The organism is Actimicrobium antarcticum (assembly GCF_039536745.1).
Lineage (GTDB): Bacteria > Pseudomonadota > Gammaproteobacteria > Burkholderiales > Burkholderiaceae_D > Actimicrobium > Actimicrobium antarcticum.
Map to the genome: position 1 here is coordinate 223,790 of NZ_BAAAZE010000005.1, position 22,431 is coordinate 246,220.

Here is a 22,431-nt window from a genome sequence, read left to right on the forward strand (position 1 = left end):
GGTCGCCTGGGCAAGATCACCGCTCCTCGACAATTGCTGCACTCTGGACGGCGTGGAGAGCCGGCGGAGTCCACTGGCTAATCCAGTCGGCCAGTTTCGCGGCAGGCATCGGTCTGCTAATGAAGTAACCCTGGCCCTGGTCGCATCCCATTTCAGCCAGCAATTTCATGACCACGACACTTTCGATGCCTTCGGCGACCACACGCAAGCCCATGTTGTGGCCGAGATCGATGGTCGAGCGCACGATCTGCGCGTCGTCGGTGTCGTTCTCCATGTTCATGACGAAGGACTTGTCGATTTTCAGTTCATCGACAGGCAGGCGCTTGAGATAGGCAAGCGATGAGTATCCCGTGCCGAAATCATCGATTGACAGCTCGACTTGCATCGCATGCAGTCGTTCCAGCGTTTGCAGTGCCCTCACCGGATCGTCCATGATGGCGCTTTCGGTGATTTCGAGACAGAACGATGCGGCGGTCAGATCGTGGCGCAGCAGCAGGTCGCCAAACTTGTTCGGCAAATCCTGATCGAGCAGGTCACGGGTCGATAGATTGACGGACATTTTCAGATGAATGCCTTGCGCCAGCAATTGGCCGCATAGTGCGGCGGATTGCTCCAGCACCCAGCGCGTCATGACACGGATAAACCCGGTCTTTTCTGCAAACGGAATAAAGTTATCCGGAAAAATCATGCCACGTTCCGGATGCACCCAGCGAATCAAGGCTTCCATGCCGATCACCGTCGTGGACGACAGGGCGATTTTGGGCTGCACATACAGAACGAATTCATTGCGCTCGACGGCTTGTCGCAATTCGCTCAATAACGACAGGTTCTGGTCACTGGCCCTGTCGCTTGCCGGATCGTAGACCACCGCATCATGGCCACTCTTTTTTGCCGCATACATCGCGATTCCGGCCGCGCTTAGCAGCGAAGCGGCATCTTTTCCGTGTTCCGGGAATCCGGCAATACCGATGCCGACACTGGTATCGATGGCCTGATCGTCGATTACGAAAGGCCGCTCCATGGATTTCAGGATGCGATCAGCGACTAACTGCGTAGCGCGCAAACTGGCTTGCGGCAAAAGCACCACGAACTCATCGCCGCCCAATCGTGCCAGGACATCCGTACTGCCTTCAAGTTGCTGTTGCAGACGTTCGGCCACCTGGCGCAGCAAGGTATCGCCGACCTGAGAACCAAGCACGTCGTTGACGTTTTTGAAGCGATCCAGATTCATCATGAGGATGTGGCAACAGCCACCGGATTTGCTGGCCTGATCGATGTCGCTGACCAGCGTCTTGACTAGTTGCGCGCGATTGGGCAGATCGGTCAGCGTATCCCAGTAAGCTAGCCGGAGCGTCTCGGCTTCACGCCGCGAAATTTCGCCGCGCATGCTGTCAAATGCGCGCGCCAGTTTGCTGATCTCGTCGTCTCCACGAATGTCAACTCCGCTTGCATAGTCGCCTTCACCAAGGCGGCGTGCGGTGTCGGTCAGTTGCCGTAGTGGTTTGGTGATGCGTTTGGCGGTAATCACGCTGCCTGCGACCGCGACGAGAGCCCCGAAGGCAGTTAGCATCAGCAGGGTCGTTTGCAATGCTTCGTAGGGCGCAATCGCCTCGTTCAGCGAACGCAGTAGCACCACCATGGCAACGTGCTCCCCATCGTCGGCGAGTACCAGAGTGCGGTAACCATATTGACTACCGCCAATGTCGAGCGGCGCTTGAGAGGTTGAGGCCAATGGCAATTGCTGCAATTGCAATTGTGATGCCAGGCTGTCGGCGTTGGATTTGCCCAGCGTCGTGGCTTCGGTAATCCAGCTTGCAGTTCTGGTTCGCGTCAGTGCCGAAACTTGTAACGAAGACAGTTCAAGCATGTCGGAGACCAGTCTCTGGTCGATCGGAAAAGCCATCGCAACCCAGCCGATGGTTTGCGGCGCTTTGACTGGCACCACCACGACCTGATAAAGATGTCCATCGACTAACCGGATGCCTGCGCCGCTGCCGGTCTCCTCGGCGGCATCGATCAATGACACAGCAGCTTGCTGCAGAGTTTTGCCGACCGCGCCGGTCATCGAGGATTTGATCTGTCGGTCGGTTCCGATCAGTACGGTCAGGTTGGCACCTATTCGTGCGCCATGGTTATCGAGTACCGACACGATGGTCTCGTTGTCATTGGTGCCGATGGCCTGGCGAAAACCGTAGTCGAGTGCCAGCACACGGGCACCGGTAGCCAGATTATGCGCATTCTGGTCCAGAAGCCGGCGAAAAACGCGTTCCCCTATGACCAGTTCCTTGCCGATTTCGGAGCGCGCATTTTGATTGATGCCGGTCCGGATCACCATGAATCCAATCAGCTGTACTGCCAGGATCAGCAACAGGAAAAGTACGACGATCCGACTTTCGAGGCTGCGAAAACGCATGGGGAAATCCTATTTTTTGTCTGTTTTGATCGCCAGCGACAGCGGCATCGTGATGTCGCTATTTGATACGGTAACGAGCTGTTCGGGTATCGCTGCGCCCGGCGCGAAGGCGCGATGCCATACCTTGAGGACATATTTACCGGCCGGGAGATTTTCGATCACGGCCTTGCCGCTGGAGTCGGTTTTCCCGAACCACGGCGTATCGACAACCTGTATGTAAGCGACCATCTGGTCATGGATGTTGCAGCCGATGACCACCGTGCCGGGTTTGTCAAAGACCATTGGTTCCGAACTGGTGCCGGAGTACAACTTCAGCTCAAAGACCTTGGCGGGAGAGAATGAGTACACCTGATGACGTACCGTATCGTGATTCGGAAAAGAAACTGACGTACCTGTCTGTATCACCGTGACCGCTGGCAGGAACATGCGGCCCTTTTGTTCGATGGTGGCCGGATTGCCAGGTTTGATCGCGGGCTTGCCGGTCGCCGCCTCCGCGTACACCACGGCATCGGCTGCTGGAGCACCGGCAACATCCGCAACATGGATGGTAAGTTTGGCAGAATGGGCGTTGGCACTGAATGCGATAACGGCGAATAGCGCTACCGATCGGAACAACGGTGTCGCAAAAGGTGACTTCATGGAGTTCCTGCAAATTGGAAATGGGTGGGCGGTGTACGGTATCGCTCTTGCTCTTGCTCTGGAGAGAGTCTGGTCGCATGACATCATGTTCCTGATCAGATGAGCATCTCGGCAAATATTGCTGGCGCTTTTTACTGTTCGACGGGCCTTAGCGACGCGTCGGTGTATTCCGGATGCGATACGCGTTATTTGATAATCCTGATTTATCGTGATTTCACGTTACGCCAAGCAAATTTTCAACGACTTTAGCATAAGTCGTTTTGCAATCTCCGCGCCACTTTACAATTATTCAGCGGCTAATGCAGCCGACTGTCTGGTTCTTGACGAGATCAGAATCCTGCCCTTGACAGACCGATCTCAACGATAACTGCAATGAAGTGGCAGGAAGTTGCGATAAGGGCAATAAGGTCTGTCACTTATTTGTATATTTAACAGGCGCCGCAGACATTCAGGTCGCGGGCAGGTCGCTGGGATTTTCATGGATTTTCCCTGCCAAAAAAGAAAAACGGCGGGATTATGGTTTCAGACTTCCAAAATGAATGGCGGTCGGCTATACTTCGGTTCTTCGCGGCTGTAGCTCAGCTGGATAGAGTACTTGGCTACGAACCAAGGGGTCGTGGGTTCGATTCCTGCCAGCCGCACCATTATTCGTAATGACATCAACGGGTTAGCGCCAAAAGCGCTAACCCGTTTTTGTTTGTGCGTGACTTTTTCCGGCGGCTTTTCCGGCGGCTTCGTTACCTGGTTTGCCAGCCGCTACACTCCGGATCAATGATGGATGAGGTAGTGTCACGTTCGGCAGGTTGCCTGGTGATGACGTGGTTGGCTGATCGCTTACCCGTCGTCAGCCTGTGCACGATGGATCCGAGTCTGGGCCGTAATCGCGATCAGGTGGTTACTAGTGCCGGTGTGCAGGAAGCATGAGTGCGAGCATGGCACACTGGCATGCGCCACGGCACCGCTCGCCTTCCGCCTCCGCGCTCACGCTCATGTGCGCCTGTGCGATGGCATCAATCTGTTCTTGCGGAACCCCCGATTCCCTGGCAAAGCGTGGCCACATCGAGATCGCTTCCCGGACCTGTTTGACGATGTCCTTGCAAATCCCGAGCAACTCGTGGCGATCCGCGACCTCGCGGAAGTCCTGCACAGTGATGTTGTCGAACTTTCCGTTGACCGACATCAGGTGGTGCCGCAGCCATTTGTTTTGCGGATTGTAGGCAAAGGTCACGTCATAGGCCGGTGCCAACTCCCACTTGCCACCCTCTTTCAACAGGAAAGAAAAGTTCTTGCTGTGGTCGTCACGATTGGTCGCCAGTACATTGAAAATCATGCGCCTGAGCGTTTCTTCAAGCGCGCCGCGACCGAGTTTCAGATCAACGATCACCTGGAATAGCTGGTTGTAGCTGTGAACCCCGATCTGGTTAAAGTCGATGTGCGCCATGGCGCAAAGGGTCTGCATATGGTGACGCTGGTTTCCCGTGCGGTCAAAGCGCTTGGTCATGAAGTGGGCCCTGCCTTCTTCCTCCAGCAGGAAACAGTCCGTCATCCTGATGCCAGCCTCCTTGGCCATGAGCGAATAAGCGTATTCCACACGACCGAAGTGCGTGCCCTCGCCGAGCTGGGCATCGATACCGATGCCATCGAACTTCAGCAGCCAGGCGTCGAACTCGTCAGGAATGGTGAACTGGCCCGTCTTCACTTCATGGGTCTTCGGGTTCCAGGCGACCGCCGCTTTGGCCCGCGCGCCGCCAGCGGAGGTGCCGACCTGAATAATCTGGCGCAAGAGTTTGCCGGCGCGGTCGCTGCTTCGGAAGTCGCCCTGAATGACGCTACGCGCCTCCTTGATGAGATTCGACATCATCAGCGTCGTGGAGGAGGTCTGCACGGGACCACGATTGGGCTTGAATATCAGGGCACCCATGGAACGCTGACCCATGTAAGCCAAGCGGTTTAGCGCGGTGATGCGGGATTCGGAGATGCCGTTATTGGCCATCCAGGCGGTTATCAGTGCATTGCCGAACTTATCGGGTAGGCAAGCGATCAGTCAACGACGTCATAGTCGGCCCGGCCTAATTTTCCCACACTACCTCCCGGTTCAATCTCCAGGAGGTCCAATGAGCAAATCTACTCCAGCCACTCGGGCACAGCGTGAATCCACATGGCAGGACCGACTGGCGCGATACGTCGCCAGCGGGCGCAGCGTAGTGGCTGTTTGTTGCGATGAAAGCATCTCCGTGGCGTCCTTTTACGCACGGCGACATTCCCGGCACTGTCTTTCTGGTCGATCGATCCCGGCTCACTCACTGCTGCAAGATCCGTCAAACCTGCATCGCAGCTCTCATCGTCAATAGTTACTGGACGGCGTTGAACTGCGCATCGACCTCGGCCAAGGCATAGTAATCACCGTGGTGCGGCACTGATGTTCTCCCGTGAAAACCAAATTCGCGTTTTCCTGTCGGGCGAACGGTCAGAATGCGCCTGTCCTGCGATGGTCTGTATGTGCTGCCCCGGCACGGCAACGGCAGCACCGACGCCGCGGCCCTGTTTCATTGAAGTAATAACAGTGTTTGCCGGGCTGCTTGGGAAAGCGATTGACAGACTTAAATTTCTTGCGCAGACTATGAGCAATCGTTTGTTCATTCATGTTTTTCTGACAGGGAGACGCAAGGCGCAATTATGAATATGACAAATTCAAAAATTTTAAATGGAACTACGGTCGGTTTAAGCCCGGAATTGATCGCAGGATTCGCGGCAATAGTAGGTGTCGACAATGTGTTGACAGGCAACGCCGATCGATTTGCCTATTGCCGCGACCGCATGCCCTACGGCTTGTTCAAACTGCGCGCCAATAGTCTTCCGGCCACTTTGCCATCAGCAATCTTGTCACCGGAAACGGCGGAAGAGGTAAAGGCGATCGTCGACTATGCGCGGCAAAACAAATTGGCGTTAATTCCCTTCGGCGCTGGTTCGGGAGTTCTCGGCGGCACGGTACCGCTTATTAATGAAATCATGGTTGATCTGAAGCGTCTGAACCGCATCGTTAACCTCAACACTACCGATGGAACCGTGACCGTGCAGGCAGGCATGAATGGTCTGCAATTTGAACAAGAACTTGAGCGCAACGGGTTTACGGCAGGACATTTACCGCAATCCATCGCGATGTCGACCGTAGGTGGCTGGATCGCCTGCCGAGGCGCTGGTCAGTCATCGTCCCGTTACGGAAAAATCGAGGACATGGTTTTGGGTCTGAAAGCCATACTGCCAAATGGAAGGGAATTAGTGGTTCGTCCGGTTTCCCGGCGCGCGGTCGGCCCAAGCATTAAAGATTTACTCGTTGGCTCGGAAGGCGTACTCGGCTTTATTACAGAAGTAACACTGCGGATCTGGCGAAAGCCGGAATACTCAAGTGCACTCGTGCTTGCATTCAAGTCGATTGACTCTGGTTTTAATGCACTGCGCGAGGTTGTGCAAAGCGAGCTGCGTCCAGAGGTCATTCGGTTGTACGACCTTAACGAGAGCAAACAGCGCACCGAAAACATGGCTGAGTTCAGCGATCGGCCGATCCTTTGCATCCTGAAGTTTTCTGGCAAAAAAGAGCTGGCGACAGTCGAACGCGATCTTGCTCTTGCCATCTGCAGCAGTCATGACGCGGTCGTCGCGGGGCTTGAACCATACGATCACTGGGAGTCCACCCGCTATCACTCCTATTCGACGAAATGGCAAAGTGACGGCTACTACATGGATACGATCGAAGTGACTGGCACCTGGACGCATTTGCCAGCGATGTACCTGGCCATGCGCGACGCTGCGCATGCAATTCATCCCGAGATGCATTTTGGCGCCCATTGGTCACACGTTTATCCGGAAGGTGCCTGTCAATACATGACCATACGCCTGCCACCGATGCCGGAAAAAGAAGCGCTCCAGTTACACCGGCAGGCTTGGGAGCAGATCGAAAATATCTGTCTTGAAATGCAGGGGTCGGTCGCTCACCATCACGGCGCCGGCCTGTTCCGTAACGCGTGGGTACGGAAGGAACTGAACGAGGGGATGCATATGCTGCAAATCCTCAAAGATGGGCTCGATCCCGATAATCTGATTAATCCGGGGAAACTCGGTCTCAGGAGCCCAGTCGGCTCCAATTGGCAACTATAAGGATTCAGCATGAGCGAATTTCGTAAAGACCTGACCACCTGCGCATACTGTCCAAACACATGTCGTCCCAGTTATGCGGCGAACGCGTCACTACAAATCGAATCGCAGACGCCGTCGGCGTTGTCATTGATTACGCTTGCCGTCCTCAACAGGCAGCTGCCTCTCGACGCGGAAACACGGCAGGCACTGAGCCGGCGCGGGCCTCTTGAAGCAAGCGTTGGCCACTGCACCTACGGTTTGAACATGCCCGCGGTTATCGACGCGGCTCTAGTAACGTGGATTGACCATGACTGATCACACGCACATGACAGAGGCAACGAAGACGTGGCTGATGGGTATCGATATCGGGGCCGGCAGTCTGAAGACGATGATTATCGATAGCAGCGGCAAGGTATGCGGTAGTGCTGCGGTCGATATCCCGACACACTCGCCCAAGCCGCGCTGGAGCGAACAGAATCCACAGGATTGGTGGCAGGCAGTATGCGAAACCGTACCACTCGCGATCGCACAAGCCGGCATATCTGCAAGCGACATTGCCGCAATCTCGTTTAGTGCGGGCGCGCATACGCCCGTTCTGGAAGATGCGCAGGGCAATCTGGTGAGACCGGCGATTCTATGGAATGACCAGCGCAGTGGCGAAGAGTCACGCGAGTTGCAGGAAAAACACGGTGAGCGCATTTTGTCGCTGGGAATGAATCGGCCGGCACCGACGTGGACCATGCCACAATTTCTCTGGCTGGTTCGCAATGAACCCGAAGCAGTCAAAAAGACTGCGCGTGTCTACATCGCTAAAGACTGGCTGCGCTCGCGCCTGACCGGCACGTGGGAAACCGATCGTACTGAAGCGGTGGGCACCCTGTTGTTCGATGTTGCAAACGACGCGTGGTCGCAAGAGCTGTGTGATCTGGCGCAATGGGATGTCGGTACGCTGCCGCCGCTGGTCACACCTACCACCGTGGTCGGCAAGGTGACTGCCAAGGCCGCGCGGGAAAGCGGACTTGCCGAAGGAACTCCGGTGGTTTGCGGCACCTCGGATACCTCCATCGAAACCTTCGGTGCCGGCTCCGTGACTGCCGGCGACGGCACCATCAAACTGGCGACCGCAGGAACGGTCAGTGTGGTTAGCAAGAAACCGCACGTGCATCCGACGCTCATTAACTACCCTCTTGCGATACCAGGTCTTTGGTACGTCATTACTGGCACGAATAGCTGCGCATCTGCTCATCGCTGGTTCCGTGACCGGTTCCTGATGACAGCCGGCATGAGCGGAAGCGAGGCGTTCGCAGAAATGGATCGGCTTGCGGCCTCCATCGCCCCAGGCGCCGAAGGGCTGCTCTTTCATCCGTATTTACAAGGCGAGCGTGCGCCGTATTGGGACCCGATGCTGCGTGCTGATTTCGTCGGCATGACGTTCCGTCACGACAAAGCACACTTTTCGCGCGCGATCTACGAAGGCATCGCTTTTTCGTTGCGCGATGTGCTGGATCAGTTCCGTGCGCAGGACATGGATATCAAGACCGCGCGCATCATCGGTGGGGGATCCAAGAGCGCGACGTGGCGGCAGATCGTTGCAGACATCCTGAACGTCGAGATCCTCTTGCCTGAAACCACCGATGCATCCTTCGGCGCGGCCTTGCTCGCCGGTGTCGGCATTGGCGTCTTTTCAGATGAAATGTCCGCTGCCAAGAGTTGCGCGCGTATCGTCGGTCGATCGGTGCCAAACCCGACAGCGGTGGAATTCTACGACAAGCTATTTCGGATTTACAAGGACGCGCAGGCCGGTCTTGTGCAGGTCAATCACGCGCTATCGCGCATGGTGGGATAAACGAGATGACGAAAATTGTTTTGGCACAAGTTAGCAAACGTTATGGCGCTCAGGCCGTCGTTGACAATTTCGATCTGGAGATGGCGGATGGCGAGTTCATTGTTCTGGTGGGACCATCCGGCTGCGGAAAATCGACGACGCTGCGCATGATCGCCGGCCTGGAGGACGTCAGCGGCGGCACGATCCATATAGGCGGCAGGGACGTAACAAACTTGCAGCCGAGCGAACGCAACATCGCGATGGTCTTCCAAAACTATGCCTTGTATCCGCATAAATCGGTGTACGAAAATCTGGCTTTCGGCCTGCGTATGAGGAAGGTGCCTGCCGCTGAAATCGAAAAGAGGGTGCGCTGGGCAGCGGAGATGTTAAGTATCGAAAGCCTGCTCACCAGAAAGCCTCGTCAGTTATCGGGTGGACAGATGCAGCGCGTCTCGCTTGGACGGGCGCTGGTACGGTCGCCAGAAGCATTTTTACTCGATGAACCGCTGTCGAACCTGGATGCCAAACTCAGAATCAGGATGCGTGAAGAAATAGCGCAACTGCATAAACGGGTCGGCACCAATATGATTTATGTCACGCATGATCAGGTCGAGGCCATGACACTGGGCGACCGCATCGTCATCATGAATCAGGGCCGTATTCAACAGGTGGGAAAACCTCTGGAAGTCTATGACAATCCTGCAAACCTGTTTGTCGCGGGGTTTATCGGGGCGCCCGAAATGAACCTGATAGAAGGAACATTGAGCGAGGTACAGGGCCAGGTCATCTTTCAGGGGGCGGGAATGTCGACCCCGGTTTCTGCAGACAGATCGCATGCCGCCAAGCCAGGTGCGCAGGTGATGCTGGGCGTACGACCTGAGCACGCCACGATGACGAGCGATAGTGGCATCGGGATCGCCGCGACGGTATTGATGGTCGAGCAACTGGGACCGCACACGCTGACGATACTCGCACTCGATAGCGACACGACACCCAACTCTGCCACACCCCCTCGCTTTCGCGTACTTACGGCACGACGTGATGACCTGCGCGCGGGAGAGCGTTTCCGTTTGCATCTGGAACCGTCAAAGATGCATTTGTTCGACGCAGTAACAGGTGTCAATTTAGCGCTGCAGTAATCGCGGTGGAAATGTAGTCCTGATAAATCAAAAACTCGAGGAGACTGACATGAAACAGAACGACGAGAATGATATTTTGGCGCAGGAAGCTCACCTCGCACAGTTGCCATTGCCTGTCGGCAGGCGCGACGTGCTGAAGTCTGTCGCAGCAGGAATTGCATTGATGGGCATCGGCGTGCCGCCGGTCCTGGCGCAGCAGAAGACGTTGCGTTTCCTGAACGCCGAGCCAGGTCGCGATTCGGTACGTGCGCTGCGCGTCGCCGCAGCAGAATACGAAAAAAAATTCGGGATCAAGGTCGTGATCGACACCGTGCCCCCTGACGATGCGTACAACAAGATACAAACGGCGATTGCAGCCGGAGCGTCCTATGACATTGGGACTCTGGCATTTGCCGGTCATGTATTGCTGCTGGCGGAAGCCGGCAAGCTGGTTCCCCTGACCAAACTGGTCAACAGACATAAGTGGGGCCCTAACATCCTCTTCCCCATTAAAGGAGAAACCTACTGGTATCCGTACGACTATAACTTCTGCTGGATGTATTACAGGAAGGACCTTTACCAGCAAAAAGGGTTGAAAGTCCCGACCACTTGGGACCAGATGGCGGATAACTGCAAAGCGCTGACCGAGGGTGGGAAGTTCGGTGTCGGACACCCCGTCGGTTCAAATGCAGCAACGCAATGGATGTCCATCGGTTATATGTGGGCTGACGGTGTGCGCATGCTAGACAAGAACTTCAAGCTGATTATCGATAACGCGGAAATGAAGCCGAAGGTGATTCGTTATCTCGACTTCATGAAAAGGCTATCACCAAGTATGCCTTCGGGAATGACGCAGGCCTTGTTCGGTACCGTTCTCGGTCAGTATTCAGGCGGGCAGATTGCCCATGCGCCTTATGCGGGACGCTTGATGGAAGTGATCGAAGACAAAGCGCCTGACCTGGTCGCTAAGACCGGTTTCTTCATGTATCCCGACAGCGCCGGAAAAGCGTCGGCAGTCAATCATGGCTATGACGGCTGGATCTTGCTGAACACGCCGATGCGGGATGAATCGCTCAAATTCATGGAATGGTTCATCGACAACCACTACATTAACTTCCTGCATTCGGCGCCACTGCATTTCCAGCCACCGCGTCTGGACGTGTACGACGACATTCGCTGGCGCGCGCACCCACTGATCGAAAAACACGCAGATCTGGTCGAATTCATGAAGAGCATCCTGACGCGCAAGGACGTGATCATTCGGTCCATTGACACGGAAGGGCCGATCATCGATCTGCGGCCGCCAAAGATGTTTGAAACTTTCGCTATCTGTGAAGCCATCCAGAACGTCTTGTACAAGGACATGCCTTCGGCTGAGGCAGTTGACATCATGTCGGCAAAATATCGGACGGTTCTCTAAAAAAGGCCGACTGATGCACATGCTCCGCCTGGTCGGTAACGTCCAGGCGGAAAATACATGAAACCAATTTTCGGGGCCACCGAGGACCATGCTAACTTTTCGAACTACAAGCGATAAGCTTTTGCTCGCCGCATTTATTGCCAGCGTCGCCATTACCCTAATACTGATTTTGTTCCCGGTCCTGCATGCGATCCAACTCAGTTTTTATCGGTCGGAGTCATTCGTCACGGATCGTACGTGGGTTGGCTTCGGCAACTACTGGCGCGTCTTGCATGAACCGACATTTTGGCGCGCCTTCGGAATCGGGATCAATTTTGGTGTCATCACGATTGTGTTGCAGGTCGTGCTCGGAATTGCCTGTGCTTTGCTGCTTGATCAGCCATTTTTTGGTCGTCCTGTCATCCGCGGTCTTGCCATCCTTCCCTATCTGTTGCCCACGGTTGTCGTCGCAGTAGCATTTCAATGGCTTCTGGACGGCAGTCTTGGCTTGTTTACTATCTGGTCCGAGCAACTGGGATTCGGCCGTCCGGCATGGTACGAAAACTCGACAATGGCGATGATGATCGTCGTCGTCGCCAGTGTGTGGACCTGGACGCCGTTCGTTACCATCTCGTTTCTTGCTGCATTGCAGACCATACCAAAGTCGCTCTATGAGGCAGCGCGCGTCGACGGTGCCGGACCATGGAATCGGTTTTGGCACGTGACCATTCCAATGCTGATACCGATGCTGATGGTGATTGTTCTGTTGCGCAGTATCTGGATGTTCAACAAATTCGACATCATCTGGCTCATGACCAAAGGTGGCCCGTTGTCAGCTACCGAGCATCTGCCAGTACTGGCCTATCGGCGAGCTTTTCTGCAATACGACGTGGGCGGTGGTGCGGCCATTGCCACGTTGTCGTTCGCGGTGCTTTCGGTGCTGATTCTCGTGTACTTCTATTTCTATCCGCTGGACGGAAAGGACGACAACAAATGAAAGGACGCTCTCTTCCCTTGCGTGCAATGACGTTGGTTGCAGCGGCGATTCTGGGACTCTGGTCATTTTTCCCGATCTACTGGATGGTCGTGTCCAGCCTTCGTCCGGAACGTGATCTGTTTCAATCGCCAACATTGATTCCCAAATCGATAGACTGGAAATTTACCTCTTATCGCAATTTGCTCGAGTTAACTGATTATCCGGTGCAGTTCGCAAACAGCGTGCAGGTAGCGCTGAGCGTGGTGGTGATCACGCTGTTGATTTCGGTTGTTATTGCCTACGTTGTCACCCGTTATCGCGTGCCCGGAAAATCCATCATCATTGGCAGCATGCTGTATGCCTACATGTTTCCTCCACTGTTGCTGGCGATTCCTTTGCTGTCGATTTTTGCCCAACTCGGCATGGCAGACCATCTGATATCGGTTGTGCTGGCACATTGCACGTTGAGTATCCCGCTGGGGGTCTGGATGCTATGGGGTTTTTTCAAGGCAATGCCCTTTGACCTGGAGGAGGCCGCCATGGTGGACGGTTGTTCGCGGGCGGGTGCGTTTTTCCGGATGGTTCTGCCGCTTTCCATGCCCGGCATTATCACGGTCGCAATTTTTTCCTTCCTGCTGTCGTGGACCGATTATGTATTTTCCTTCGTGCTGGTCAACAGTGATGCCAATAAAACGCTTCCAGTTGGTTTGGCTTCGATCCTGGGTACGTTCGATGCGCGTTGGGGTGAACTGATGGCCGGAGCAACGCTGATCGCGCTACCGCTGTTCATCATGTTCATGTTCTTAAGCCGATACTTTATCAAAGGCCTGGCGGCCGGCGCATTGAAAGGATAAATGATGAATCTAGGTCTCGCAGGGAAGGTCGCTTTAATTACCGGCGCAGGGCGGGGCATCGGTTATGCCGATGCTCAAGCGCTCGGTGCTGAAGGCGCTACGATTGTCATTAATGAGATGGACGGCGAAGTTGCCGAGCAAGCCGTCGCCCATCTGAAAAAAACCGGGGTCAATGCGTTCTTCTATCTGGGAGACGCCGCAGACGAGACGGTCGCAAAACGGACGGTCGATGAGGTGGCAGGGCGTTTCGGCCGCATCGATATCATGATCAATAATGCGGGCATTGGCGTCAAGCCTGCCTATCAGGTCGAAGAGATGCCCGCCGATGCCTGGGACAAAATGATCCACGTCCACATGAAGAGCACGTTTCTCTGGTCGCGCGAGGTAATCCGCCATATGAAGGCAGGAAAATTTGGCCGAATCATCAATACCTCCTCCATGAATTTCACCGGCGGCGGGAGACCCGGCGTTGCCCACTACTCTGCAGCAAAGGCAGGCATCGTTGGTTTCACGCAGACATTGGCCAAGGAGGTCGGGCCGTTCGGAATTACTGCGAATGCGATCGCGCCGGGCTACGTCGAGACCGACCTGATCGCCCAGTTTTCAGATGAAATGCGCGAGCGGATCTGCAACCAAAATCCGGTCAGGCGTACCTGCATGCCGTCAGAAGTCGCCGCATTGGTAACGTTCCTGTGTTCGACCCAGGCCGCTTTTATCAATGGCGAGCACGTTTGCATGGATGGCGGCAGACGCGATTTTTATTGGGGCAATTGAAAGGCTAAAAAATGACGGTTAAAACAATCGGTTTTCCCGGACGATACCTGCAGGGGCCCGGCGCGATACAAGAGCTTGGAAGTTTGTTGAAAGAACTTGACAGCCGCTTCCCTGTGGTCGTGGCGGACGACGTCGTACGGCATGCGGCGGGCAAGGTGATGGACGAAGCGCTGGCTACTGCAGGCATCATTGCCAGACAATTGCGCTTTTCCGGCGAATGCACGGCAGGGGAAATCGGCAAACTCGTGGAGGCAGCCGGCAGCAGTCACGTCGACATGGTCATTGGTTTCGGCGGTGGTAAAACAATCGATACCGCCAAGGGAGTCGCCAAGGCATTGGGCTGTCGGCTCATCATCGTTCCATCCATCGCATCGAACGATTCGCCGACCAGCCGATTGATCGTTCTTTATGATGACCAGCATGGGGTAGCGGGTGTCGAAAAGATGGCACGCAATCCGGATGTAGTTCTGGTCGATACAGCGATTATTGCGCGTGCACCGGTACGATTTTTCATCGCCGGGCTGGGCGATGCCCTCAGCAAGAAATTCGAGGCAGCACAATGCCATCTGGCCGGTGGAAAGAATTTTTTCGGTACCGAATCACTGGCGACGGCACGTTTGCTGGCGGATCATTGTTACGAAACCATTCTCGAGTTTGGCCTGGACGCGGTTGCCCAGGTACGCGCCCACTCTGCACCCAACGACGCGGTGGAGCGCTGTATCGAGGCATCCGTCTTGCTGAGTGGGCTGGGTTTCGAAAGTGGCGGACTATCGCTTTCGCATGCATTGACGCGAGGGTTTACGGCACATCCGGAATTGAGCAAGTTTTTGCATGGAGAACTTGTCGGTTTCGGCACGATCGTTCAGCTCATTGCCGAAAACAGGCCCGTTGCCGAGATACAGAAACATACGAAATTTTGTCAGGCCCTGGGTTTGCCGGTCAGCTTTGCCGAGATGAACGTACAAAACATCAGCGATGCTGCATTGATTGATATTGCCGAAAAGACGCACGCTGCGCCGTACATCGGCAACTTGCATCCAGCCGCCGACGTTGATCGAATCGTTGACTGCCTGCAGCGGGCGGACTTGTTGGGTAACAGCTTGGTTCAGCGTCAGGACTGAGTTTCGAGGGACGGTTACCGGCGGTGCGGTGCTTTGGACGTAGAGCCTCGCAACACCAGCTGGAGAGGTTGCATCATGCAGTTGATTTTTGTTTGCCGTCCTTCGATCAGATCAATCAGGCCCATTGCGCCATCGAAGCCCATTTTTTCAACGGGCATCTGCACGGTCGTGAGCGGGGGGAAAATGGCCTCTGCAATTGGTCCGTCATGAACGGTCACTACCGACAAGTCTTCTGGTACACGTATGCCGTATTGCTGTATCGCCATGACCGCGCCGACCGCGGCAGAGAGGGTGATCGGAAAGACAGCTGACGGCAGCTCCTTTGCCTGCTGAAGCACAGCGCGCATTGCATCTGCTCCTCCCTTGATGGTATAGCCGGACACGGCTACCAAGCTCGGGTCGAAAGGGATATTGACTTCTTCCAGTGCATCACGATATCCGGCAAAGCGTCCGATGCCGGTGGAGGGATTGAGCTGGCCGGATAGATGGGCAATCCGTGTATGGCCAAGACTGATCAAATGTTGAACTGCAATTTTTGCTGCTTGGTTACTGTCAAAATAAATCGAATTGTCTACGCCTTGGCCGGTGCGGTTCAACAGAACGAATGGCACCCCAGCTTTTTTCGCCGCGTGCAAAACGACGCTGTTGTCGTCCAATGTCGTAATGAGAAGTCCGTCGACGCGATTAGTGCTGGCCAGACGTTCATAGGCATCGTCATCCGAAGATCCTTCTCCGATGTGTGCGATCAGTAGTGAATAGCCTCGCTCCCGAGCGCCTCGCTCTGCCCCCATGATTATCTGGGAAAACACCGGATTATCAAGTTGAGGAACCGCGATACCTATCGAAAACGTCTTTGCCGCTCGCAGACTTCGGGCAGTGATGTTGGCGCGATAATTGAGTTTTTTTGCGGTGTCCAGAATGCGCGTGCGCGTTTCTTCCCCGACACGCTGTTTCTGATCCCCTCTCAGGACACGGGACGCTGTTGAAACGTCAACACCAGCCTGCGAGGCAACATCGTTCAGGGTCGCGCGTGCGGTTAGTGCAGGGAACAACGAACCAGTGTCCAGTGATTTTTTTTGCATGGCGTTTTGTTTGTACCGTTTTCCACAGGAAGCGGATCATTACCACTTCAAATTAGCCTCGAGAAACTACCGGATTTTGCGTGTTACACGATTAGCAATACGCGCATTGTCTTCTCCCTCGGTAGGGCAAGGTGAAAGAAGATTGCCAAGGTCACTTCTTTTTTAGGGGATGCTCAACAGCATCGAACGACATATTCTGGGAATTGCGCAATTTTACGCATCTTTTAGCCTAAATATTGCCTTAAAAGGGCGCGAATGCTGAAAGTGATTGATGAGATGGCAGTTACGTCGAAACACAGTCATGGATAAAAAAGCACCTTGCCCGGCACGAACCCAACTTTATAACAACTCCGTCGCGTCTCAATTCCATGTCATAGAACTTGTGCCGCTTGTAACGGCGGGGCCTGTCGTCGCACCTTAGCCCCTCGCTCATGCGTAGCGTTGATAGCCAGATCGGCTTGACCGAGCGTATCAATGCCGCACTTGCCGATACCCGGCGCGCACGCTATTGAACCGGACCGGCATTCGTTAAGGCTGGTTGGGTTAAGTGAATACAGGTTCGGTAACGGCAGTTCCGAGTTGGTTGAAATAGTTTGCCTCACCTTTGGCAGGCGGGATATCTCCGAGCGGTTCGATGGGTCTGTGATGGTTGAACCCAACCACCCACTCCAAGGTTGTGACCTCGACGGATGCTTTGTTTTCCATGAGACACGGCGATGAATCAACTCGGCTTTGTACAAGCCATTGATCGTTCCAGCCACGATATTCTTGTAGCTGTTGCCCCGGCTGCCAACCGATGGCTGCATCTGTTACATTCCGGTCGATTATAAGGACACCTAGGAAACAACTACGCATGAGCCCGGCGGATCCGATAGGTTCCACCGTGTTGCTCGTGGCAAAGTTATTGATCACTTACGTGCGCAACGCCATTCGCGAGACCGCCAAATCTGGTGGTTTTTTGCCCGAACAATGCTGCGGTCCAAAGCACACACAGGGGGGGGGGGCGGCGTCAAACCCGTCCAGTTGATGGCGCATCCTTCCTGACGGGTAAAGACTCAGGTTGCAGCTCAGATTGGCGTGATGTCGAGTCATTGATTGCGTTGTGTTTGTGACTAGCAACATGCAGGTAGTTGTTGGTGTCAAAGTGCCTGATTTTCATGCCACTACCGCCTGGACCAGGCAGCTGATGCTGCGATACTTCCCTGTGCCGGAGAAGTTCACGACCAAGTGTCGTCACGGCTTCGGCCCATCCTGAATTTTTTCAGATTGGTACCGGCACTTTGCTCGATGAAATCGTTGTGTTGGGCAGTGAAGCGTAGTTCCACCGGCCTCGGAGTCAGGCATACTTTCAACCAGAATACGTTCATCTCGCCGTTGATCAGGCGTTCCATAAAAGCCTGTTTCGTTACGTTTAAACGATGCACCAGTCGCATCAACGCTTGACTGAGCAAGACGTTCATGGCATGACGACGGGTATAACTGGTGTCTGCGAATGGACTCGGCCACCAAGCTGTCTATTCAACAGAACGCAACGTCGCCTTAACAATACCCCCTTGAGAAGCGACGCCAACGGCACGGCAACAGCAACCACCTAGGCCATTTTCGACAAACTGCCGTCGAAAACTGCGCCGTCGTGCTGCGCATCGAGCCGGTCAACAAGTCGGGCGTCTTGCCCTTGGCGGGCTGCAATCCTCTGTCCCTGCCACTGTATTCCAGCGCTGCGCTCGGCAAAGTCCGCCCCGGCTCCTACCCCTTTAAAACCGGATCAGCGCCGATAAGCGGCGATCTCAAGAGCACGTGACCGTACCGGCCCCGCGCTGTGATGATATTGTTGCGGGATCACCGCCGTTGAGCTCCCTACTTTTCGTGTCATCCCGGACGCGTTGAATCTGCCCTGCGACGCCACCTCCTGACGACTGACAGCACTGGCCAGCGACTAGGTGTAGCGACCCTCGCCAGAAGGAGGCATCGACTGCTCCGTCCAGGCGCAAGGCAATGGTTGCCAGGTTGATTTCGATAACGCCAGGCTGGATGGCTTTCGCGTGTCACAGTATCGTAAGTGGCGCAATGGAAGCAACCTGGTCCTACAGCGGTACTGGAACGACTGGCATCACGTTGCTGACAGGCGTGATGTGGACTTCCACGAACGTTGATGGCGCAGTTTCACGCGTGGCGACCTCGCTGGCAAGATACGCACGCCACTATTTGTGCTGCATATTGGCGTTGATCCCGTTGTGCTGAGTCAGGCGGACGACGGACACGCCGGTCGCGCTTGCGGCGATCGACAGTTGCTTCTTGAAATCAATCGGGTAATTGAAACGGCTTTTGCGGCTGCCGGATTGGCTGGTTGTGTTCAAAGTGATCCCCACTACTATTTGGTAGCTCAATGGCGTGCTGGACAGACTTCGTTGGCGAGAGGCTTACATTCGGAGCGCTGTAAGGTCGGCGTCGACGCCCGCATCACCACCGGCGGCACGGCCTATCAGTTGCAGCCGGACATGGCCGGCGAGACCGTCGTTCTGCTATGGGGTCTGTTTAACGACGAAATGTATGCCGAGTTTGATGCCGAGAAATTTGGCCCCCACTTCCCGGTGTGCGGGCCGGTCCCGTTGCATCGCTACCCCGGGTTTGAGCGAGGCAAGGCGGACGAACGTGCCGACTGCATCCGCGCGCTCGCCGACCAGCTCGATTTGCCGATTAGCGCTTTGGCCGGAAGCGATATGCAACTTTCACCACCGCCTGCAGCGTTGTCGCTACGGCACCAAACGTTTGACGCCAACGCGCACGCTTACCACTTCGCTGGCGCGATGGCCAAGGATTTGGCTCGTCCGCTGGCCAAGCTCGCACTGGAGGACCGCGTGTTCGTCGACCGGATGCTGTCCGAAACGCTTATCCGCAGCATCGTTCTGGCACGTGTAAGAGATTGCTTGCGAAACAAAAAACCAGGAGAGCACCGCCACTGATTGGGCTTAAGGCGGTAGTACAAAGGCTACTGCAGCGATTGAAATACCTGGCCTGCGCCTTGAACTGGGCACTGTGACGCTTGCGCCGAGTGCGCGGAACATCGATATTTTCTTCCATGGTGTACCCGTGCTCATATGAGTTGATAACGGACACGATCGTTGCAGAATGCAGGATGTCATTTCACGATGGGATTACCGGATGCCCGCGGTCGGGGTGACTGATTGCAGGTTCATGCGCAATTGTCGTCGGTTCGAGGCGGGCGCTGGACGCAGTTAATTCCGGTTGAAAAAGCCGTTGAATGTCGGTCGCTAGAGTTATCGGAGGATTTCTAAAACCGTTCCGTTGTCCCCGCATCCCAATCTTGACTGTCACCGATCCACGCAAAAACCGGAATTAATTCTGACCGCGTTTATTCATCGCATCGAGCCGGGTCGCCAGTTCGGGCGACTTCAGGGATTCGGCATAATGCATGCGCAATATGACCTCGTCCGCAGAACCCTCCGCCATCGCCATCAGATCAACTTTCATGGTGGCGATCACCTTGCTTTCGCACGCCAGGATGCCGTCCACGTAAGCCCGCACGGTGGCGGCCAGTTCATCGACGGCTACAAGATCGTTCAGAAATCCGATCCGCAGCATTTCCTGGTCGCTAATGGTCTGCGCAGTCAGGAATAGTTTTTTGGCAGAAGCCAAACCGAGTACCGTGACGTAACGCCGCAGACCGCCAGGATAGTAATGCAGGCCGATACGGGATGCGGGCATCAGCATGCGGCTGCCGTGCACGCCGATACGAAAATCGCAGCAAAGCGCCAGATCGGTCGCGCCGCCATAGACGCTGCCGTTCAGTACGCACAAAGTCGGTAACGCAAACCGTTCGATATGGTCCAGCATGTCTTCAAAGCGGCTATCGAGCTGTTCCCGGATTGCGCTTAACGTGTAACCGGAGCTAAAGGTTTTTTCGCCGGTGCCAGTGAGGATGAGCAAGCGCAATCCGGGCGTCGTTTCCAACTGCGTCAGGTATTGGCGAATCACCGCGGAATCTTCCGGTGCGATGCGGTTATGCTGGCGCGGTCGGCGTAGCGTGATCGTCGCCACAGCACCCTCCAGAGTGAGACCGGGGGCCTGGTCTTGCATCAAGTCGGACATATTTTTCCTTGCTTGCGGGTTGCATCGCCGGCCCCGGCCGGCATCAGAGTGGTGTGGGCGCGCTGCTTCATGCCGGTCCCATCAAGGTTACGGGCAGCCAGGTGGCGATGCCGGGGAACACTGCCAGCAACACGATGAAAAACAGCATGAGGCCGACGAACGGCAGCGCCCCCATCATCACATCGCGTAATGGCACTTCGGGCGCGACGCCGCGGATCACGAACAGATTGAGCCCCAGCGGCGGATGGATCAGGCCGATTTCCAGGTTGATCGTCATCATCACCGCGAACCAGACCAGGTCGATGTTGCTATGCACCAGTACCGGAAGAATCACCGGCATGCTCATCAGGATGATCGAGACCGCAGGCAGAAAGAAGCCTGCAATCAGCAAGAATACATTCAGTATCAGGATCAGTTCCCAGTTACCGAGGTTCCAGCTGAACATCCATTCGGCCAGGCTTTGCGTGATGTACAGATAGGACATCATGTAGGCATACACGGCAGCGCCGGCCACGATCATCAGGATCATGCAGGATTCGCGCACAGCTTCGCGCATGATGAGCCAGAGTTCCGTCAGGCGCCAGGTCCGGTACACCACCACGACCATCACCAGTGCGAGGAAGGCGGCAATCGCAGCCACTTCGGACGGCGTCGCAAAGCCGCCGTACATGACGACAGTCACCGAAATGATGATGGCCAGAAATGGCAGGATGCGAATCAATCCCGACATTTTTTCGCTCAAGGTGTAGCTCTCGATAACCTGCGTCGGATTGTTGCGCAATTGACGATAGCTGCTGCCCCATGCATAGGCGGCGAATATCGCCACCAGCATGAGGCCGGGGACCACCCCGGCCAGGAACAGGCGCGCAATCGAGGTGTGCGTAACGATCCCGTAAATAATGAAGGTGAGCGAAGGTGGGATCAGAATTCCGAGCGTGCCACCGGCAGCTATGGCGCCGGTCGCCAGGCGCGGCGATACATTGCGCCGGATCATTTCGGGAATGCCGACGCGCCCGATGGCCGCGGCAGTGGCAGGACTGGAACCGCACATCGCGGCAAACAAACCGCAGCCCAAAATATTGGCAATGACCAGGCCACCCGGGATTTTGCACATCCAGCGATGCAGCGAATCGTACAAGTCCTTGCCGGCACGCGAAGCGCCGATCGTGCAGCCCAGCAGTACGAATAGCGGTATGGTCAGCAGCGCAAAATTGGACAGTTCGCCGACAAAGGTATTGGGGATCAATGACAAGCCGCCGGCATCGCCAAAAAAATACAGAAAGCCGATGGAGACCAGGATCAACCCGAACGAAATCGGGATGCCGGAAAACAGCACTGCAAACGTAACGGCGAACAGCAAGGCGCCAATCTCTAGTTCCGACATGCTGCTACCTCCTTGTGCTGTGCATCACAGCGCACGCAATACGGCGCGTCCTTGCTGCTGGCCGTTTCATCCTTGCTATTGACTTTGCCAGGTGCGCTGACGAGTTCCCGGTGCATGCTGGTCACATACTGCAAAGCGGTCATGAACATGCCGACCGGAATTGTCGCGTATTTCGGCCAGGATAGCGGCTGCCAGATTCCCAGCGCCCGCTCGCCTGTGACAAAGGCGTGCTGCGCCATGCGCAGCCCTTCCCATCCGAGGTACAGGCAAATCAGGCATCCGGCCAGCTTGGCGATAAACGCCAGTTTGTGTTTGATGCACTCGGGCAGGATAGCGTCCAGCAAATCCATCTTGACATGGCCACCGGTTGCCAGCGTGTAAGGCGAAGAAAGGAAAATCGCACCGATCATCAGTTCGATCGAGAGTTCCAGTTCCCAGGAATTCTGCATGCCGATACCGCGCTTGACCACCATCCAGGTGATGATCAGCGTCGCGGCCAGCAGCAGCCCGGCGGCGATCACGGCCAAAGCGGTGCTGGCGCGTGTTACCCAGCGATTAAAATACTGCATTTGTCGTCTCCGTATCCAGTCTGGTTAAAACGG

At 55.4% G+C, this 22,431-nt stretch carries 18 protein-coding genes, 1 tRNA gene and 1 pseudogene; 11 read left to right on the forward strand and 9 right to left on the reverse strand.

Annotated elements, in window-relative coordinates:
- Positions 1 to 16 precede the first annotated feature (16 nt).
- A complete protein-coding gene (locus ABD720_RS03885; RefSeq protein ID WP_344761916.1) occupies positions 17 to 2,413 on the reverse strand; it encodes a putative bifunctional diguanylate cyclase/phosphodiesterase in 2,397 nt (798 codons plus the stop codon).
- Between the two features lie 9 nt (positions 2,414 to 2,422).
- Positions 2,423 to 3,052: a methylamine utilization protein gene (locus ABD720_RS03890; RefSeq protein WP_344761917.1), complete on the reverse strand. Its 630-nt coding sequence runs from the start codon at positions 3,050 to 3,052 to the stop codon at positions 2,423 to 2,425.
- A gap of 567 nt (positions 3,053 to 3,619) precedes the next feature.
- On the opposite strand from ABD720_RS03890, the gene ABD720_RS03895 reads away from it, so the two are divergent.
- Positions 3,620 to 3,696 (forward strand) — tRNA-Arg (locus tag ABD720_RS03895).
- A 254-nt stretch (positions 3,697 to 3,950) separates the two neighbouring features.
- Here the strand turns inward: ABD720_RS03895 and ABD720_RS03900 are convergent.
- On the reverse strand, positions 3,951 to 5,045 hold the full coding sequence (locus ABD720_RS03900) for a type II toxin-antitoxin system HipA family toxin (protein WP_344761918.1): 1,095 nt from the start codon (positions 5,043 to 5,045) through the stop codon (positions 3,951 to 3,953).
- A gap of 683 nt (positions 5,046 to 5,728) precedes the next feature.
- Here ABD720_RS03900 and ABD720_RS03905 point away from each other — a divergent pair.
- The 9 genes from ABD720_RS03905 (at position 5,729) to ABD720_RS03945 (ending at position 15,253) form a co-directional block, all read left to right on the forward strand.
- Positions 5,729 to 7,207: an FAD-binding oxidoreductase gene (locus ABD720_RS03905; RefSeq protein WP_344761919.1), complete on the forward strand. Its 1,479-nt coding sequence runs from the start codon at positions 5,729 to 5,731 to the stop codon at positions 7,205 to 7,207.
- Positions 7,208 to 7,216: 9 nt separating this feature from the next.
- On the forward strand, positions 7,217 to 7,501 hold the full coding sequence (locus ABD720_RS03910; protein WP_344761920.1) for a hypothetical protein: 285 nt from the start codon (positions 7,217 to 7,219) through the stop codon (positions 7,499 to 7,501).
- On the forward strand, positions 7,494 to 9,032 hold the full coding sequence (gene xylB / locus ABD720_RS03915) for a xylulokinase (protein ID WP_344761921.1): 1,539 nt from the start codon (positions 7,494 to 7,496) through the stop codon (positions 9,030 to 9,032). The genes ABD720_RS03910 and xylB overlap by 8 nt, the downstream gene beginning before the upstream one ends.
- A 5-nt stretch (positions 9,033 to 9,037) precedes the next feature.
- Positions 9,038 to 10,150 (forward strand): ABC transporter ATP-binding protein, encoded by a 1,113-nt coding sequence (locus ABD720_RS03920; protein ID WP_344761922.1) that lies wholly within the window; start codon positions 9,038 to 9,040, stop codon positions 10,148 to 10,150.
- Positions 10,151 to 10,199: 49 nt separating this feature from the next.
- Positions 10,200 to 11,549: an ABC transporter substrate-binding protein gene (locus ABD720_RS03925; RefSeq protein WP_344761924.1), complete on the forward strand. Its 1,350-nt coding sequence runs from the start codon at positions 10,200 to 10,202 to the stop codon at positions 11,547 to 11,549.
- Between the two features lie 343 nt (positions 11,550 to 11,892).
- Positions 11,893 to 12,525: a carbohydrate ABC transporter permease gene (locus ABD720_RS03930; RefSeq protein ID WP_344762318.1), complete on the forward strand. Its 633-nt coding sequence runs from the start codon at positions 11,893 to 11,895 to the stop codon at positions 12,523 to 12,525.
- On the forward strand, positions 12,522 to 13,358 hold the full coding sequence (locus ABD720_RS03935; RefSeq protein ID WP_344761926.1) for a carbohydrate ABC transporter permease: 837 nt from the start codon (positions 12,522 to 12,524) through the stop codon (positions 13,356 to 13,358). The genes ABD720_RS03930 and ABD720_RS03935 overlap by 4 nt, the downstream gene beginning before the upstream one ends.
- Before the next feature lie 3 nt (positions 13,359 to 13,361).
- Complete coding sequence (locus ABD720_RS03940) at positions 13,362 to 14,132, forward strand: SDR family NAD(P)-dependent oxidoreductase (protein ID WP_344761927.1); 771 nt, start codon at positions 13,362 to 13,364, stop codon at positions 14,130 to 14,132.
- An 11-nt stretch (positions 14,133 to 14,143) separates the two neighbouring features.
- Entirely contained in the window at positions 14,144 to 15,253 is a 1,110-nt protein-coding gene (locus ABD720_RS03945) for a glycerol dehydrogenase (protein ID WP_344761928.1), read from the forward strand.
- Between the two features lie 14 nt (positions 15,254 to 15,267).
- On the opposite strand, the gene ABD720_RS03950 is transcribed toward ABD720_RS03945, so the two are convergent.
- From ABD720_RS03950 to ABD720_RS03960, 3 genes and pseudogenes are all read right to left on the reverse strand, one after another.
- Positions 15,268 to 16,335: a LacI family DNA-binding transcriptional regulator gene (locus ABD720_RS03950; protein ID WP_344761929.1), complete on the reverse strand. Its 1,068-nt coding sequence runs from the start codon at positions 16,333 to 16,335 to the stop codon at positions 15,268 to 15,270.
- A gap of 543 nt (positions 16,336 to 16,878) precedes the next feature.
- Positions 16,879 to 17,141: pseudogene (locus ABD720_RS03955) on the reverse strand (IS3 family transposase); the annotation flags it as partial.
- A 411-nt stretch (positions 17,142 to 17,552) separates the two neighbouring features.
- Positions 17,553 to 17,795, reverse strand: coding sequence for a hypothetical protein (locus ABD720_RS03960; RefSeq protein WP_344761930.1), 243 nt, complete (start codon positions 17,793 to 17,795; stop codon positions 17,553 to 17,555).
- A gap of 747 nt (positions 17,796 to 18,542) precedes the next feature.
- Between ABD720_RS03960 and ABD720_RS03965 the strand changes: the two genes are divergently transcribed.
- Positions 18,543 to 19,298, forward strand: a complete 756-nt coding sequence (locus ABD720_RS03965) for a hypothetical protein (RefSeq protein WP_344761931.1) — start codon at positions 18,543 to 18,545, stop codon at positions 19,296 to 19,298.
- A 394-nt stretch (positions 19,299 to 19,692) separates the two neighbouring features.
- Here ABD720_RS03965 and ABD720_RS03970 read toward each other — a convergent pair whose 3' ends face one another.
- From ABD720_RS03970 to ABD720_RS03980, 3 genes are all read right to left on the reverse strand, one after another.
- Entirely contained in the window at positions 19,693 to 20,445 is a 753-nt protein-coding gene (locus tag ABD720_RS03970; protein WP_344761932.1) for an enoyl-CoA hydratase/isomerase family protein, read from the reverse strand.
- A gap of 67 nt (positions 20,446 to 20,512) precedes the next feature.
- On the reverse strand, positions 20,513 to 21,829 hold the full coding sequence (locus ABD720_RS03975) for a TRAP transporter large permease (RefSeq protein ID WP_344761933.1): 1,317 nt from the start codon (positions 21,827 to 21,829) through the stop codon (positions 20,513 to 20,515).
- The gene (locus ABD720_RS03980; RefSeq protein ID WP_344761934.1) at positions 21,817 to 22,398 is read right to left on the reverse strand and encodes a TRAP transporter small permease; all 582 of its coding nucleotides are present in this window, start codon (positions 22,396 to 22,398) and stop codon (positions 21,817 to 21,819) included. The genes ABD720_RS03975 and ABD720_RS03980 overlap by 13 nt, the downstream gene beginning before the upstream one ends.
- Positions 22,399 to 22,431 lie beyond the last annotated feature (33 nt).